The sequence below is a fragment of the Pseudoalteromonas sp. SCSIO 43210 genome (assembly GCF_054133285.1).
Genome location: NZ_CP087225.1, coordinates 498,665 through 515,677, shown reverse-complemented (window position 1 = coordinate 515,677; position 17,013 = coordinate 498,665). Strand labels below are relative to the sequence as shown.

The window sequence follows — 17,013 nt, the reverse complement described above, 5'->3', positions numbered from 1 at the left end:
GCGTATACCAATTTTTCTAAACTGGTTACATCACCAACTGGCGAATATCGCTCATGTAACTTGCAAGAGTCACAGTAAAGCGTGCAGCTAATGCTCCGTCAATAACCCTATGGTCGTATGACATAGAAAGTGGAACCATTAGTTTAGGTTCAAACTCTTTACCATTCCATTTAGGTTTCATTTCAGATTTAGATACACCTAAAATAGCAACTTCTGGCGCATTAACAATCGGCGTAAATGCCGTACCGCCAATACCGCCAAGGCTAGAGATAGTAAAACAGCCACCTTGCATATCAGACGATGTAAGCTTACCGTCACGGGCTTTAACAGATACTTCCATTAGTTCACGTGATAATTCAATAATGCCTTTTTTATCAACATCTTTAAACACTGGCACTACTAAACCATTTGGCGTATCAACAGCAACACCAATGTTAATGTACTTCTTAAGAATTAAACTTTCGCCATCGTTAGACAGTGAAGAGTTAAATGTTGGGAAGTCTGCAAGTGCTTTAGCCGCTGCTTTCATCACAAACACAAGAGGTGTGATTTTAACACCCAGCTTTTTCTTCTCGCTAAGTGCATTTTGCTCTTTACGAAATACTTCAAGACTGGTGATATCAGCTTCGTCAAACTGTGTAACGTGTGGGATTTGTACCCAGTTACGGTGTAAGTTTTTGCCTGATAGCTTTTGAATGCGAGATAGTTTTTTCTCTTCAATTTCACCAAACTTAGCAAAATCTACTTTAGGCCATGGAATTAGACCAAGCTCGCTGCCACCAGCATTACTACCAGCTGATAATTGACCAGATTCAACTTGCTTAACCAGTGTTTTAACATAGTTTTGCACGTCTTCTTTAACCACACGGTTTTTACGACCAGTGCCTTTAACGTTAGCTAGGTTAATACCAAACTCACGCGCTAAACGGCGAACAACAGGTGATGCATGAGCATACGCACTGTTTTCTGTGAAGCTTTCATTACTTGCTTTTGCAGGTGCTGCTTGAGCGGGAGCCGATTCAGTTTTAGCCGCTGCTGCAGGTGCTGATTTTTCAACTGGTGCAGATGCTGCTACTGGCGCGCTGCCTGCAACTTCAAATACAAAAATTAATGAGCCAGTCGATAATTTATCGCCAGCGGCTACTTTAATTTCTTTAACCGTACCTGCAAATGGAGCGGGTACTTCCATTGCGGCTTTGTCGCCTTCAACGTTTAAGATTGATTGATCTTCTTCAACCGTATCGCCAACTGCAACCATAATTTCAGTTACTTCAACTTCATCGCCACCAATATCAGGTACATTTACTTCTTTAGTACTTGGTGCTGCGTTTGCTGTTGAGCTAGCTGCTGGCGCTTCTACAGGAGCCGACTCTTTAGCCGGTGCTGCAGATTCACTTCCTGCTACTTCAAAAACAAACACTAACGAGCCTGTTTTAACTGTATCGCCAGCGGCTACTTTAATTTCTTTAACCGTTCCAGCAAATGGTGCTGGCACTTCCATTGCAGCCTTGTCGCCTTCAACGTTTAAGATAGATTGCTCTTCTTCAACGGTGTCGCCAACAGCAACCATGATTTCAGTTACTTCAACTTCGTCATCTCCAATATCTGGTACGGTTACTTCTTTAGTTGAAGAACCTGTAGAAGCAGCAGGTGCTGCCTCTTCAGATTTAGCTGGAGCAGCGGCTGATGCATTAGTCGAGCCAGTGCCTTCACTCTCGCCTTCAAACAAAAATACTAAAGAGCCAGTTGTAACGGTGTCGCCAACGTTTACTTTAATCTCTTTCACTGTACCCGCTTGCGAAGCCGGTATTTCCATTGATGCTTTGTCGCCTTCAACATTTAATAGTGATTGGTCCACATCTACTTTGTCGCCAACGCTTACTAATATTTCGGTTACTTCTACTTCGTCGTCACCAATATCAGGTACTTTAATTTCAATACTCATTGCAAACCTCTTATGCGTACAGTGGGTTAAGTTTGTTAGTGTCGATGTTGAACTTTTTAAGTGCTTCAACAACTACTGACTTCTCAACTTCACCGCGTTTAGCAAGCTCAGATAACGTAGCAACAACAACGTAGCCCGCGTTAACTTCAAAGTGACGACGTAGGTTTTCACGGCTATCAGAACGACCGTAACCATCTGTACCTAGCACTTTGTAGTTGCTGCTTGGAATAAATGAACGCGCTTGTTCTGCGTAGTTTTTCATGTAATCCGTTGCTGCAACAGTCACAGAGTCGTTTAATACGCTTGTGATATATGCTGTTTTTTGCTCGCTTTCAGGGTTAAGCATGTTGAAACGTTCAACATCTTGACCTTCACGCGTTAATTCGTTGAAAGACGTTACAGAGAACACGTCAGACGCAATGCCATACTCTTCGCTTAGAATCGTAGCGGCTTTACGTACTTCAGTCATAATAGTACCTGAGCTTAATAGCTGTACGTTGGCTTTTTTACCTGCGTAACTTTCAAGCTTATAAATACCTTTACGAATACCTTCTTCAGCGCCTTCTGGCATAGCTGGCTGATGGTAGTTTTCGTTCATAAGCGTTAGGTAGTAGTAAATATTTTCTTGATCATCACCGTACATACGACGAATACCGTCTTGTACAATAACAGCAACTTCAAACGCGTAAGTTGGGTCATAAGAAATACAGTTAGGAACCGTATTAGCAAGAATATGACTGTGACCATCTTCGTGTTGCAAGCCTTCACCATTTAGCGTTGTACGACCCGCCGTAGCACCTAATAAGAAACCACGTGCTTGTTGATCGCCCGCCATCCATGCCATGTCACCAACGCGTTGGAAACCAAACATAGAGTAGTAAATGTAGAATGGGATCATTGGCAAATCGTTAGTGCTGTATGAAGTTGCAGCAGCAACCCATGACGACATAGCACCTAACTCATTAATGCCTTCTTGCAGTACTTGACCTGAAGTCGCTTCTTTATAGTAAGAAACAATATCGCGATCCTGCGGCGTGTAGTTTTGGCCATGTGGGTTGTAAATACCAATTTGACGGAATAAACCTTCCATACCAAATGTACGCGCTTCATCGGCAATAATTGGTACGATGTTTTTACCAATGCCCTTATCTTTTAATAAGATATTAAGTGCACGAACAAAGCCCATAGTGGTAGAGATATCACGTTTTTGCTCTTCAAGTAGCGGCTTGAATGCGTCTACTTCTGGCAATGCTAGTTTTTCACTAAAACGTGGAATACGCTTAGGTGTGTAACCTTTAAGCTCATCACGACGCGCATGTAAGTATTTGTACTCAGGTGAACCTTCTTCAAGCTCTAGGTATGGTAATTCTTTTAATTGATCTTCAGATACTAAGTCATCAAGGCCAAGGCGTGAACGTAAATGTGCAACATGCGACATGTCCATTTTTTTCACTTGGTGCGCAATGTTTTTACCTTCAGCTGCTTCACCCATACCGTAACCTTTTACAGTTTTAGCAAGAATTACAGTTGGACGACCTTTTGTTTCTTCTGCTTTTTTAAATGCAGCAAATAGTTTTGACGATTCATGACCACCACGCTTAAGCGCGAAAATTTCGTCATCTGTCATGTCCGCAACAAGTGCAGCTGTTTCTGGGTAACGACCAAAGAAGTTTTCACGTACGTACGCGCCATCTTTCGCTTTATATGTTTGGTAATCACCATCCACAGTCTCGTTCATTAACTGTAGTAATTTACCCGTTGTGTCTTTAGCTAGAAGAATATCCCAACCGCTGCCCCACACTAGTTTAATTACGTTCCAGCCAGCGCCTTTAAACAAGCCCTCTAGCTCTTGAATAATTTTACCGTTACCCATAACTGGGCCGTCTAAGCGCTGTAAGTTACAGTTAACTAAATAACAAAGGTTATCTAGTTTTTCACGTGCAGCAAAAGAAATAGCACCCCGTGACTCTGGCTCATCCATTTCACCGTCACCTAAAAACGCGTATACACGCTGATTTTTAGTGTCTTTTAAGCCACGACCATCTAAGTATTTTAAGAAGCGTGCTTGGTAAATTGATGAAATAGGACCTAAGCCCATTGATACCGTAGGGAACTGCCAAAACTCAGGCATTAACTTAGGGTGTGGGTACGATGGTAAGCCTTCGCCATCAACTTCTTGACGGAAGTTATCTAGTTGTGACGCCGATAAACGCCCTTCAACAAATGCACGTGCGTAAATACCTGGAGAAATATGACCTTGGTAATAAACTAAGTCACCACCGTCTACATCATTTGGTGCTTTAAAGAAGTGGTTAAAACACACTTCATAAAATGCAGCAGATGATTGGTAAGACGCCATATGGCCGCCTAAGTCGAGATCTTTTTTAGATGCACGTAGAACGATCATAATCGCGTTCCAACGGATAATTGAACGAATACGACGCTCAAGATTTACATCACCCGGGTAAGCAGGTTCTTGATCTACAGGAATAGTATTAACGTAGTTCGTGGTAATACCCGTTGGCATATCAACGCCGTCTAAACGGGCTTGCTCTAATACTTGCTCAAGTAAAAACTGAGCTCGTTCAACACCTTCTTCGCGCACAACTGATTCAAGAGCTTGTAACCACTCTTGTGTTTCTAGCGCGTCTACGTCAATTTTATTGACTTCAGACATATGGAGGTTTCCTTATGTTTAAAATACGAATATTGTTAATTTAATATCACAGCTACTTAATGTGTGTTCAAAGTAATTATGTACTAACTTAATTTTGTTTAGTGCGTCTTAAACTACGTTCAATTCGCGAATGTTCTTTGCCTGCTTCAAGCAATGCTTCTTCTATAAATGCTAAGTGCGCATTACTTGCTAAACGGGCTTGTTCTGGATTACCGTCAATAACGGCATCCATTAATAAACGCCTGTGTTGGGCTAATTGACTGCTAATATCTGACTTTTTTAATAGAACAGTTAAATTTTGCAGTACATTTTGCTCAAGCAGCGCTTTCATACCTCTAACTAAATGCAATAACACGACATTATGCGAAGCTTCAGCCACACTAAAGTGAAATGCATTAATTGCTTTTGCTTTTTGCTGTAAATCATCATTAACTAAGGCAATTTCATCAAAGCTTTGCTTTACTTTGCTAAAATCGTTGCTGGTCCCGCGCAGTGCTGCGTAGTAAGCAGCAATCCCTTCTAATGCATGACGAAATTCAAGTAAATCAAACTGCGACTCAGGGTGTTTACTAATCAAATCAAAAAGTGGATCAGTAAGCCCTTCTTCGAGCTGATTTTTTACAAACGTGCCGCCACCTTGGCGACGCGTAACTAAACCTTTCGCTTCTAACTTTTGAATTGCCTCTCGCAGTGACGGGCGAGACACTTCAAATTGCTTTGCTAGTTCACGCTCTGGTGGCAACTTTTCACCTGGTGCTAACGAGCCTTCAAGAATCATGTTCTCAAGTTGCTGTAAAATAACATCAGATAATTTTGCTGCTTTAATCTTTAAAGACATGAATCAACGTCCGCGTTGTATAAATACCAAGAGCCCACAAAACGGGGCTTTAAGTCGTATGATTTACCCAAAAGGTAAATTGGTCATACCAAAAATTTTCAATACGGTATCAAAAAGCCTAATAGCTGTCAATTTACAGTGTATTTATACGTTGGCAGTAGCGTAACGCATTTTGAACGAAGATTAAACAATGCGCAATTTACAAAAAATTGTTATAACGTTAATAGGATGAAAACAATTGGTCTGACCAGATGGAATTAGAATATTAGCTCTATTTTATTGTGTTTAAAAATTGCAGGAAGAGATTAAAGCACCTTACATTGCATAAGGTGCTTTATTAAAAAGGTATTAACTTAAGACAGCCCACCAAATAATGTAAGTAGTGCTATAAGTACTAAATAAAATAATACATTGCGCTTAACAAGCTTAATCATACAAGTGGCTTCGTAGGTACAGCCGTAATAACGCTTTTCAACTTGCTCTGCAGCCAGTGCAGTACATGTTACGACTTCTCGGTTTGGAGATTTAAAGTTAAGTACGTAACGTAGCCAACAGCTCGTGCCTTTATTAAAGTTACCTATTACTAAATAACCAAAGCTGGTAATACGTGCAGGTAACCAGTCGAGCCAAAACAATAGTTTATGTATAAGCTTAAAACGCTTAGCAAATATTACCTTATGATCTTCTCGTACTAAATCAGCTAAAGTACGTACTAATGCATATAAAACCGCACCTGGCGCGCCTAAAACAACAAACCAAAAAATAACCGCACAATAAAATCTAAAGTTTACCCACGCCAATGTTTGCCCAAAAGTCTCGCCACCATCTTGATCATCGGTACGCTTTTGACCTATTTGCAGTGCATATAAAGATGCTGCAGTACCATCGTCGCGCGTTAACGCATTTAAATACGATTTGTATAAAGCACGCTGCTTAGCACAACCAAAACACACTAAAAGCACCGCGATATTAATACCCAACTGCCACAATACAAAATCTGACAAGCAATAAACTAGTGCTATAGCTATAACAGGGAGTGCAAGCCAAACTAAAAATCCCGGTGTTGAGCTAAATAAGCCCTTATCACCAAGTAATTTATTAGAGCGATTTAAATAACCATTTGCGTAATAACTTATTTGCCAATAATTAGACCGAGCACCTAGACGCTCAAGTATTAGTGCAATTATTATAGAAACCAAAATCATTGTAGTTACTCTCTTAGCTTGATTGCTCAAGCATATTTAAAAACAATTGCCAATTAAAGCTACTACCTGGGTCGGTTTTTCGCCCTGGAGCAATATCGCAGTGCCCCACAATACGTGAAGGCGTTATTTTTGGATAGCGTTGCATTATTGATTTGCTCAAAACAGCTAACGCATTATATTGCATTAAAGTATAAGGAGTGGTGTCAGTTCCTTCAAGCTCAATACCAATGCTAAAATTGTTACACGCCGCATGCCCTTCAAATTCAGATAAGCCGGCGTGCCATGCGCGCTTATTAAATGGCACGTATTGTAAAACATTCCCGGTGCGCTTAATAAAGCAATGGGCAGATACACGTAAATTCTTTAAGTCACTAAAACTCGGATGAGCATTACAGTTAATGCTACCCATAAATAACTCATCAACGAAAGGTGTACCAAACTGCCCTGCTGGCAATGATATATTGTGAATCACCAATAAAGAAATATCAGCCTCATCAGGGCGCTCATCAAAATGCGAACAAGGCCGCTGCACTACCGTACTTAAAACACCACTTAAATCTATTTTCATGATACGTTTGCTATATAAATATCAAGATATACATATCGCTGATGCTAAAGGATTTATTAAAACAATGATAGTAACAAGCGAGGTGTAAAACCTTACCTACAACATACACCAAACCGTAGGTGCGAATTTACGCCCGCTTATTTAACGTAGCTTGGGTGTTTAAAAAGCGAGGTGTAAAACCTTACCTACAACATACACCAAACTGTAGGTGCGAATTTACGTCTGCTCATGTAACGTAGCTTGGGTGTTTAAAAAGCAAGGTGTAAAACCTCACCTACAACATACAGCAAACCGTAGGTGCGAATTTACGTCCGCTCATGTAACGTAGCTTGGGTTTTTAAAAAGCGAGGTGTAAAACCTCACCTACAACATACACCAAACCGTAGGTGCGAATTTACGTCCGCTCATGTAACGTAGCTTTTTAAATTAAAAGCGAGGTGTAAAACCTCACCTACAACATACATCAAACCGTAGGTGCGAATTTATTTCGCGCGCTTATCTTTATATCAGAACAAAGCCAATCGCTTCTCTTTCATCTACAAACATAGTAAAATTTTCTTAATTTATTAACGCTTATGAGCTTTGCTATGTCTATTTCGCACACCTTAATTAGTCAACTTGTTACTCTTGCACTCGACGAAGATTTAAATTACCAAACCGCGCAAGATGGCGATATTACCGCACAACTGATCCCACTAAACGAGCAAGCAAATGCCAAAGTAATAACGCGCGAAGACTGCGTTTTTTGCGGAAAAGACATCATCCTTGAAGTATTTAAACAAGTAGACCCGACTGTAAAAGTAGCCGTACTCGTAAATGATGGCGACGTAATTAAAGCAAACAGCACATTATTTACAGCCACTGGTTCAGCACGTTCAATATTAACTGCCGAGCGTACTGCACTTAACTTTGTGCAAACCTTATCAGGTACAGCGACTACTACAGCGCATTATGTAAAAGAGTTAAGTGGTACCACTACACAACTACTCGACACTCGCAAAACCATACCAGGGCTTCGCGCATTACAAAAATACGCAGTAAAATGTGGCGGTGGTGCAAATCATCGTATTGGCTTATTTGATGCGTTCTTAATTAAAGAAAACCATATAGCAGCCTGTGGCACAATTGATAAAGCAGTGGCTCAAGCAAAACTGAACCATCCTAATAAATCAGTTGAAGTCGAAGTTGAATCACTTCATGAGCTAAATCAAGCTATTCACGCTGGCGCTGATATTATAATGCTTGATAACTTTAGCATTGAGCAAATTAAGCAGGCAGTTACATTAACGCATAAACGCGCCAAACTTGAGGTCTCTGGTAATATGACGTTAGAAACACTCAAAACCTATTCTCAAGCTGGTGTTGATTTTATATCAAGTGGTGCACTTACAAAAAATTTACAATCAATCGATTTATCAATGCGTTTTGAATAAAAAACATGCTGAAAAAGGTTTAAGCATACCTAATTCATTGACATTTTAAATAATTGAGCATTTAATAGTAAAAAAGGACTACTCTTTAATATTTTGTTAAATAAAGTACCTTTAACATTAAATACGTATGCTAAATAACAATAAACAGTGCTAGACTCGCACTGTTGTATCAACTTATTTTATAAGTTCAGCCAAAATAGTTACTTGGCAATTTAGTTTAAAAACTAAATACACTAAATTATTTTATCAAGTGTCTAGTATTCATTGCTAACGTATAATTTGATTGATACAACGTAGTAGCACACAATGAATTTATAGCTTTTGTGGTCAAAAGCTCAAAAGTTAACGTGAAATAAAATTTTTTTAAGTAAAACTGTAAACTAAATCAGCTAAATTAAGTTAGGCAATTTTGCCGCTTATATGATTTAACCTACAAAAATCTATCCTTTAGGAGAGGAAACATGAAAACAATGACTCAAAAACAACAGGGTTTCACCCTAATTGAATTAATGATTGTAGTAGCAATCATCGGTATTCTTGCTGCAATTGCATTGCCTGCTTACTCAAACTATCAAGCTTCATCTAAATTAACAGCTGGCTTAGCAGAGATATCTGCTGGAAGAACAGGTTTTGAAGTTGCGGCAAATTCAGGCACTACCCCCACTATCGCCGAAGCGGGTTTACAAGCAAAAACAGCAAACTGCGACATAACAGTTACAGGGACAACAATTGAATGTGCGGTAATAAATGCACCCACACAAATTGGTAACGCGGCTAAAATCACTTGGACAAGAACATCTACTGGTACTTGGACATGTGCAACTACTGGTATTACTGCAGCGAATAAAGATTTAGCACCAAAAAGCTGTCCACAATCTTAATCATTTATTGATTTTTAAAAGCGCCTCAACGGGCGCTTTTTAGTGTGTAAGAATAAAAATTTATGAACCAAGTGAATATAATAAAAATATTAGTTATTAGTTTATTTTTTCTATTCACTTTGACTCCTTTAATACCAATAACCTCCTACGACTATCATAATCACCAAAGAATCATTCAAATATTTTTTTTGTTTGCTATAAGTCTATTATCAGTCCTCATTTTAATACGAAATAAAGGTGCTTCTATTGTTTCGTCATCAAATCGAAGAATCAAAGTCTTACCTCTTATTTTTATCGTTAGTGGCTGTTTGTCGTCGTTTATAAATAAAGAAACTAGCTTCAGTTTATTTTATACACTCCACATAAGCTTGCTTTTTATAACTCTGCAAAGTCTAAGTTCAATTAATAATAAAAAATCTATTTTGTTCATTATCTATGTGTTAGTAATCGCTCACACAAGCTTAATTTTAGTATGCCTACTCAATATAATTTTTACACTTTCTGAGCAACAACCTTTAAATCCATACATCATCTACTCTGGCTTTATTAACATTCGCTTTTTTAACCAAGTACAAGTGTTCATTCTTCCTTTCTTAGTGATACTTCTAAAATTTAAAAATATTCAGCGTATTGTATTTACTATTTTGTTTTTAAACTTACTGTTAATATTTATTGGCCAAGCTCGTGGCGCTTTACTCTCTTTTTTAGCTTTCTCAATTTTTGCTCTTGCTTTAAAAACAACATTAAGAAAACAAGTGTTTATTGCATTAGTCTGTTTGATATTAAGTTGTATTACTTTTTATGCTCTGGATTCATTAAATAAAGGTGGAGCCGAAATATTACGCACATCCACATCAGGTCGTGTTGATCTATGGTTAAATACTCTTTCAAGCTTATCTATAAAGCATTTATTTATAGGAAATGGTCCTGGAATATTTGAAATGTCACTTGGAAACTCTGCCCCTTTTAGCCACCCACACAATTCATTAATTGAAATTTTAAATGAGTGGGGACTAATCGCCCTTATATGTATTTTAACTGCTGTTTTTACAACCTTTAAGAAAGCTGTAACACATTTAAGAAGCCATAAAAAAGACGTCATTACTGAAAGCCTATTTTACTCATTTGCTATTGGCGTTATTTATTCACTATTTTCTGGTGTTCATGTAATGCCTGTTTCGCAAACATTATTATTCATAATGTGGGGATTGTTACTTGGAAGAATCAATAAAAGAAATGGCCCACTTATTTACATAAGTAAATGGGGAAAAGCTATTATTACTATTTTATTCATATTCGGTTGGTACTTTTATTTGCAACAGGCAATTAGCGTGTATAACAACATAGACCCTGATAGTGGCTATATTTATGGGCCTCGATTCTGGTCTGTCGGTCAGCGGGAATAAATCGTGAATAACTTTTCTATCAAGGATCATTTGTTTACGTTATGCTTCTCTTATAAAAGTCGATTTCATTAAAAGATCAAGCTGGATATTTTTATGGCAAAAAAACAAGAAGACAAGGGACTCGACATATTTCAGTGGGTCGGTGTTAGTGCTCGAGGAAAACGCCTTGAAGGTGAACTCGCCGGAAATAGTATCGCGCTAGTAAAAGCACAGCTTCGCAAGCAGGGTATTACCCCCTCAAAAGTTAAACGTAAGCCGAAACCTTTATTTGGTATTCAGAGTGTTCAAAAAATAACACCTAAAGATATCGCCTTGGTTACTCGCCAAATTGCCACTATGCTAATGGCTGGCGTCCCCTTAATTCAATCTATTGAGATGATAGCTTCTGGCTCAACAAATAAAAGCGTTACCAAGCTTATCTCAGCTGTAGGCGATGATGTAAAAGCTGGTCAGCCTTTGTCATTATCACTTAGAAAATATCCACGTTATTTTGATGACTTATATTGTGATTTAGTGGAATCTGGCGAGCAGTCAGGAGCACTTGATAAAATATTTGATCGCATAGCTATTTATAAAGAAAAATCAGAAGCGCTTAAATCAAAAATTAAAAAAGCAATGTTTTACCCCATTTCGGTATTAGTTATTGCCGGCATTGTAACCTCGATATTATTAATATTTGTAGTACCACAATTTCAGGATATTTTTGCAGGGTTTGGGGCTGAACTTCCTCCATTTACATTATTCGTAATTGGTATTTCTGACTTTATGCAGGCTTATTGGTGGATGATTCTGATTGCGATAGTGGCTTTTGGCTGGACTTTTAAAGAAGCTAAATTAAGAAGCCTAAAGCTCAGGGATGCAACCGACAGAGCCATACTTAAGCTCCCTGTTATTGGCATGATTTTAAACAAAGCAGCTGTGGCACGTTATGCGCGAACACTTTCGACCACATTTGCTGCCGGTGTTCCATTAGTTGATGCACTTGATTCAGCAGCAGGTGCTTCGGGCAATGCAGTGTACCGTTATGCTATTTTAGATATTAAAGCAGAGGTTAGCTCAGGTAACCAAATGAACTGGGCAATGAGAAACTCAAAAATCTTCCCTGACATGGTAATCCAAATGGTTGCTATCGGTGAAGAATCTGGCTCGCTCGATGGTATGTTAGCTAAGGTCGCGACTATTTATGAGCAAGAAGTAGACGATGCTGTAGATGGCTTATCGAGCTTACTAGAGCCATTAATTATGGCTGTATTAGGTGTACTTGTTGGTGGTTTAATTGTTGCTATGTACCTCCCTATTTTCCAACTCGGTTCTGTTATTTAATTATTTGGTTTTTATATGCAAAGTATTGTAGAAGTAATGCAAAATGAGCTGTGGTTTTATCTAACCACCGTTGGCTTGGTTAGTTTATGTGTGGGCAGTTTTTTAAATGTAGTGATTTATCGCCTACCACTTATGATGCAAAAAGAATGGCAAAGTGAGTGTAGAATACTGTTAGAAGACGAGCTTAAAAATAGTAAAGCAATAAATAACGAGCAATTTAATTTAGTAAAGCCAAACTCAACCTGCCCAAAGTGCAAAACGGCTATTAAACCTTGGCAAAATATTCCTGTTATTAGCTGGTTATTTTTAAAAGGAAAATGTGCAAGTTGTAATAACCCTATATCAATACGCTATCCTGCAGTCGAAGCCATTACAGCAATATTAAGCTTATTTATTGCTTTTACTATGGGCGCAAATGAACAAGCTTTACTGTATATATTGATTACTTGGGCATTAGTTGCACTAACCTTTATTGATATAGACCATATGCTATTACCCGATCAACTTACATTACCACTAGTATGGCTTGCTTTAATAGCGTCAATAATGGGCTATACCGTAGCGCCGAGCGATGCAATTATGGGGGCTGTTTTTGGTTATTTGAGCCTATGGAGTGTATTTTGGCTATTTAAGTTACTAACGGGTAAAGAAGGTATGGGCTATGGCGACTTTAAATTACTCGCTGTATTTGGTGCATTACTTGGTTGGCAATCACTACTTAGCATTATATTACTTTCAAGTGTTGTTGGCGCTGTTATTGGCATTGTATTACTCAGTATTCAAGGAAAAGACAAAGCAACCCCGATTCCATTTGGTCCTTACCTTGCCATTGCAGGCTGGATCACTATGCTATGGGGCACTGAATTACAAAACATTTATTTTAATTTAATTGGTTATTAAAATGAGTGAGCAAATAACTAAACTCTCTAGCAATAAAAAAAACAATTGGGTTTTGGGTTTAACAGGTGGTATTGGCTGCGGAAAAACAGCAGTTAGTGACATGTTTGAGGAACTTGATATAACCATTGTTGATGCGGATATTATTGCTCGCCAAGTAGTTGAGCCCAAGAGCTGCGGTTTAAATGCAATAATAACGCACTTTGGCAATACGTTATTACTTAGCGATGGCACGCTAAACAGAAGTGCCTTACGAGAGCGCATTTTTACTAACGATGCAGATAAACAGTGGCTAAATAACTTGCTGCATCCCCTTATTCGCAAAAAAATAGTCGCTGATTTAAATGCAGCTAATAGTACTTACGTGGTTTTAGTTGCCCCGTTATTATTTGAAAATGGTCTCGATAAGTACTGTAACCGAACCCTACTCATTGACGTGCCTAAAAATGTCCAAGTCGAGCGCACACTTAAGCGTGATAATGTGAGCCTTGAACAAGTAAATAGTATTATTGCAACACAAATGTCTCGTGAAAATAAACGTAAAAAAGCAGATGATATTTTAAATAATGATAGGGATTTAGCGTTAGTCAAATTATCACTTCGGTCTCTACATACTCGTTATATGCAATTAGCATTAAAAAATGCGAGTTAGATAACACGAACTCTGGATAATAAATCTATCTTAAGCTGTTACTTTCAGCGCTAACTGCGTTGAAATATCTAGCTAGAGAAAACTAAATTTAAATATTATTATGGTTCAATATGTTAGTAAATCCCTTAATCAGAGTTCAGGTTAAGTAATTTAAAACAATAAGATAATTTATAAAACAATATTTAGTTAGCAAAACTAGTCCATCTGATGAAGAGTAATATAATCTCCTTGTTTTTTCTGATAAATTGCTAATCATTAACGAATTAAGCAGGTGCGCAATGAATATTAACTCACCGTTACTAAGAAAATTTATTACCCTTGGCCGTATTGATGCAGATACCGTTAAAGTAAAACAACGAGATTTTTCCTCAACCGCCGAGCTTATTGCCAAATGTGGAAACATCGATAGCAAAGATTTAGCTGAGCAATGTATTGATTTATTTCGCGTACCTTATTTCGATTTAAAAGACTTTGAACCTGCAAGGATCCCAGCAGAACTTGTAAAAGAAAAGTTGATCCGTAAACACCATATTTTACCCTTGGTGCAAAAAGGTAGAAAAGTATACATAGCCGCGTCTGATCCGACCGATTATGGTGCGTTTGAAAACTATGAATTTAGTACCGGCTTATCCTGTGAAATAGTAGTAGTTGACTACATTGAACTTGATAAAAAAATTGACCAATTGCTTGATGCAACTGGTAGCTTAAATTTAAGTGATGACGAATTTAAAGAATTTGCTGACTTAGATAGTGAAAACACTAAAGAAGCCACCCCACAAGATGATGAAAAAGATGATGCACCTATCATTGTTTACATCAATAAAATCCTAATGGATGCCATTAAAAAAGGGGCCTCTGATTTACACTTTGAACCTTATGAGCATAAGTACCGCATCCGTTTTCGTATTGATGGTATTTTACATGAGGTAGCCAGCCCACCTAATACCTTAGCAACAAAACTTTCTGCACGAATAAAAGTAATGTCACGCCTAGATATTGCCGAAAAACGTAAACCACAAGATGGCCGTATAAAGCTAAAAATTACTGAACGTAAAAGTATCGATTTTCGTGTAAGTACAATGCCGACCCTGTGGGGGGAAAAAATAGTAATGCGTATTCTTGATTCATCAAGCGCAATGCTAGGTATTGATGTATTAGGCTACGAGCCGGAGCAGAAAAAACTCTATATGGATGCGCTTGCCCAGCCTCAAGGGATGATTTTAGTTACAGGACCAACGGGCTCGGGTAAAACTGTATCACTTTACACTGGTTTAAATATACTTAATCAACCAGAGCGTAATATTAGTACCGCAGAAGATCCTGTCGAAATTAATCTCGAAGGTATAAACCAAGTACAAATTAATATTAAAGCCGATATGACCTTTGCAAATGCATTACGTGCATTTTTACGCCAAGATCCTGATGTCGTCATGGTAGGTGAAATACGTGACCTAGAAACAGCTGAAATATCAATAAAAGCGGCGCAAACAGGTCACTTAGTACTATCAACTCTGCATACTAATTCAGCACCTGAAACGATAACTCGGTTATTAAATATGGGCGTACCAGCGTATAACGTAGCAAGTTCAATTAGTTTGATTATAGCCCAGCGCTTGGCTCGACGTTTATGCCCTAAATGTAAAACACCGGAAATATTACCAAACGAAGAACTTACCCGCCAAGGTTTTAGCGAGCAACAAATTAGTGAAATGACCCTCTATGCACCAAAAGGATGTGATAGTTGCACTGATGGTTATAAAGGTCGTGTCGGTATTTATGAAGTAATGCAAATAACACCAGAGATAGCACAAATTATAATGCGTGGCGGTAATTCATTAGAAATAGCAGAAGTATCACTTAAAGCAGGATTTAATAACTTGCGATTATCAGGTATTCGTAAAGCGGCTGATGGAATGACCTCTCTTGCTGAAATTAATCGAGTAACAAGTTTTTAAAGGTCCATAGTAAAAGCGACAAGGTTCTGAACACTAAATTCAGAGCCTTACTTATACCTAGAGACTCATATCTAAGTAATGTAAAATGCAAAAAAAGATTGTAGAGAGTAAATTATGCCTACTATTGTAAACTGCCCAACCTGTAAAGCTAAAGTTGAGTGGTCAGAACAGAGCCCACATCGGCCTTTTTGTTCTAAACGCTGCCAACTAATTGATCTTGGTGAGTGGTCGTTTGAAAATAATAAAATTTCAGCGCCAATTACATCAGCACAAGAGTTTAGCCAAGATATGATTGAAGATATTGAAGCTATGATGGCCAAAAATGAAGATGACTTTTTTAAATAATTTATCTCCATAATGCCCTAATACCAATCCGCAATAATACTTAATCAATTTGAGGGGTTAAATCAGACGTTAACTACGTTAAAAATTTCTGATATAGAACAACTAAATAACGAAATTTTTGCCTTGTTATCGACACGATTTTCTTCCCTCAAAATAGATCACTTAATTAAGCGAATTGGTATAAAAGCAAAAACCAGCATTACGCTGGTTTTTTAGTATTTACAAAAAAGTAAAATTAACTTTTTTGTTTACGGTGCTTTTTATTCATACGCTTTTGCATTTTAGCAAATTTCTCTTTTTGCTCAGCGTTAAGTACTTGCATTACTTGGTGCTGCGTTTTTAGTTTAATTAAACCAAATTGTTCACCCTTTTCATGGCGTTCATTTAATAACTCTTTAGCTGCATTTTCATCAAATGTTGCAGCCGAAAGTAACGCATCCATTTTTGCTTTATGCGCTTCACGCATCGCTTTACGAGCTTCTTTATCGTCGCTACGTAATGCTTTCATTTGTGTTTTTTGCGCTGAAAAAATAGCTTTTAGCTTAGTTTGCTGCTCATCTGTTAGGCTTAATTTTTCAACGCCGCGCTCAGAAAGTAAAAAACGAGCTTGAGAATGGCCTTGTTTATGCCCGTCAGCTTTAGCCATAACACTACCGGCACCAAGTGTTGCTGTTGCCAGGCCAAAAACAAGTACTAATTTAGAAAGTGTATTTAATTTAGTCATAATCATTACCTTAACTATTTGGTTTAACTTTTGGTTCAATTTGTGTGGTTGTGACTGCTTAATCAACTAAGTTAACTATACCTAACTCAATGCAAAGTAACGCAAAGCAGTGTAAAGGTTGTGTAAAGATTCACTTTTGCACAATTTAGTGGGTAAAATAACGC

Annotated in this window: 14 protein-coding genes; 8 read left to right on the top strand and 6 right to left on the bottom strand. The window is 38.0% G+C overall.

All coding sequences use genetic code 11. The features are described from left to right. Positions 1-25: 25 nt before the first annotated feature. From aceF to ampD, 5 genes are all read right to left on the bottom strand, one after another. Positions 26-1,945: a pyruvate dehydrogenase complex dihydrolipoyllysine-residue acetyltransferase gene (aceF, locus tag LOS73_RS02210; RefSeq protein ID WP_457934403.1), complete on the bottom strand. Its 1,920-nt coding sequence runs from the start codon at positions 1,943-1,945 to the stop codon at positions 26-28. A gap of 10 nt (positions 1,946-1,955) precedes the next feature. Next, a complete protein-coding gene (aceE, locus tag LOS73_RS02205) occupies positions 1,956-4,622 on the bottom strand; it encodes a pyruvate dehydrogenase (acetyl-transferring), homodimeric type (protein WP_457934402.1) in 2,667 nt (888 codons plus the stop codon). Between the two features lie 88 nt (positions 4,623-4,710). Then, positions 4,711-5,460 carry a pyruvate dehydrogenase complex transcriptional repressor PdhR gene (gene pdhR, locus LOS73_RS02200; RefSeq protein WP_002957764.1) on the bottom strand — a complete coding sequence of 250 codons (750 nt, stop codon included), beginning with the start codon at positions 5,458-5,460 and terminating at the stop codon, positions 4,711-4,713. Between the two features lie 353 nt (positions 5,461-5,813). Next, positions 5,814-6,665: a beta-lactamase regulator AmpE gene (gene ampE, locus LOS73_RS02195; RefSeq protein ID WP_007378722.1), complete on the bottom strand. Its 852-nt coding sequence runs from the start codon at positions 6,663-6,665 to the stop codon at positions 5,814-5,816. A gap of 13 nt (positions 6,666-6,678) precedes the next feature. Next, positions 6,679-7,233 carry a 1,6-anhydro-N-acetylmuramyl-L-alanine amidase AmpD gene (ampD, locus tag LOS73_RS02190; RefSeq protein ID WP_008136808.1) on the bottom strand — a complete coding sequence of 185 codons (555 nt, stop codon included), beginning with the start codon at positions 7,231-7,233 and terminating at the stop codon, positions 6,679-6,681. A 587-nt stretch (positions 7,234-7,820) separates the two neighbouring features. On the opposite strand from ampD, the gene nadC reads away from it, so the two are divergent. The 8 genes from nadC (at position 7,821) to yacG (ending at position 16,125) form a co-directional block, all read left to right on the top strand. After that, the gene (gene nadC / locus LOS73_RS02185; protein WP_033023262.1) at positions 7,821-8,666 is read left to right on the top strand and encodes a carboxylating nicotinate-nucleotide diphosphorylase; all 846 of its coding nucleotides are present in this window, start codon (positions 7,821-7,823) and stop codon (positions 8,664-8,666) included. Between the two features lie 461 nt (positions 8,667-9,127). Next, on the top strand, positions 9,128-9,547 hold the full coding sequence (locus LOS73_RS02180) for a pilin (protein WP_007376055.1): 420 nt from the start codon (positions 9,128-9,130) through the stop codon (positions 9,545-9,547). Between the two features lie 62 nt (positions 9,548-9,609). Then, on the top strand, positions 9,610-10,953 hold the full coding sequence (locus LOS73_RS02175; RefSeq protein ID WP_007376054.1) for an O-antigen ligase family protein: 1,344 nt from the start codon (positions 9,610-9,612) through the stop codon (positions 10,951-10,953). A 93-nt stretch (positions 10,954-11,046) separates the two neighbouring features. Continuing rightward, positions 11,047-12,276: a type II secretion system F family protein gene (locus tag LOS73_RS02170; protein WP_007376053.1), complete on the top strand. Its 1,230-nt coding sequence runs from the start codon at positions 11,047-11,049 to the stop codon at positions 12,274-12,276. Positions 12,277-12,291: 15 nt separating this feature from the next. Beyond that, entirely contained in the window at positions 12,292-13,176 is an 885-nt protein-coding gene (locus LOS73_RS02165; RefSeq protein WP_457934401.1) for a prepilin peptidase, read from the top strand. A gap of 1 nt (position 13,177) precedes the next feature. Next, on the top strand, positions 13,178-13,825 hold the full coding sequence (coaE, locus tag LOS73_RS02160) for a dephospho-CoA kinase (RefSeq protein ID WP_457934400.1): 648 nt from the start codon (positions 13,178-13,180) through the stop codon (positions 13,823-13,825). A gap of 278 nt (positions 13,826-14,103) precedes the next feature. After that, on the top strand, positions 14,104-15,780 hold the full coding sequence (gene pilB / locus LOS73_RS02155) for a type IV-A pilus assembly ATPase PilB (RefSeq protein ID WP_457934399.1): 1,677 nt from the start codon (positions 14,104-14,106) through the stop codon (positions 15,778-15,780). A 114-nt stretch (positions 15,781-15,894) separates the two neighbouring features. Then, positions 15,895-16,125 carry a DNA gyrase inhibitor YacG gene (yacG, locus tag LOS73_RS02150; protein WP_007376049.1) on the top strand — a complete coding sequence of 77 codons (231 nt, stop codon included), beginning with the start codon at positions 15,895-15,897 and terminating at the stop codon, positions 16,123-16,125. A gap of 235 nt (positions 16,126-16,360) precedes the next feature. On the opposite strand, the gene LOS73_RS02145 is transcribed toward yacG, so the two are convergent. Next, complete coding sequence (locus tag LOS73_RS02145) at positions 16,361-16,849, bottom strand: periplasmic heavy metal sensor (protein WP_149606843.1); 489 nt, start codon at positions 16,847-16,849, stop codon at positions 16,361-16,363. Between the last annotated feature and the right edge of the window lie 164 nt (positions 16,850-17,013).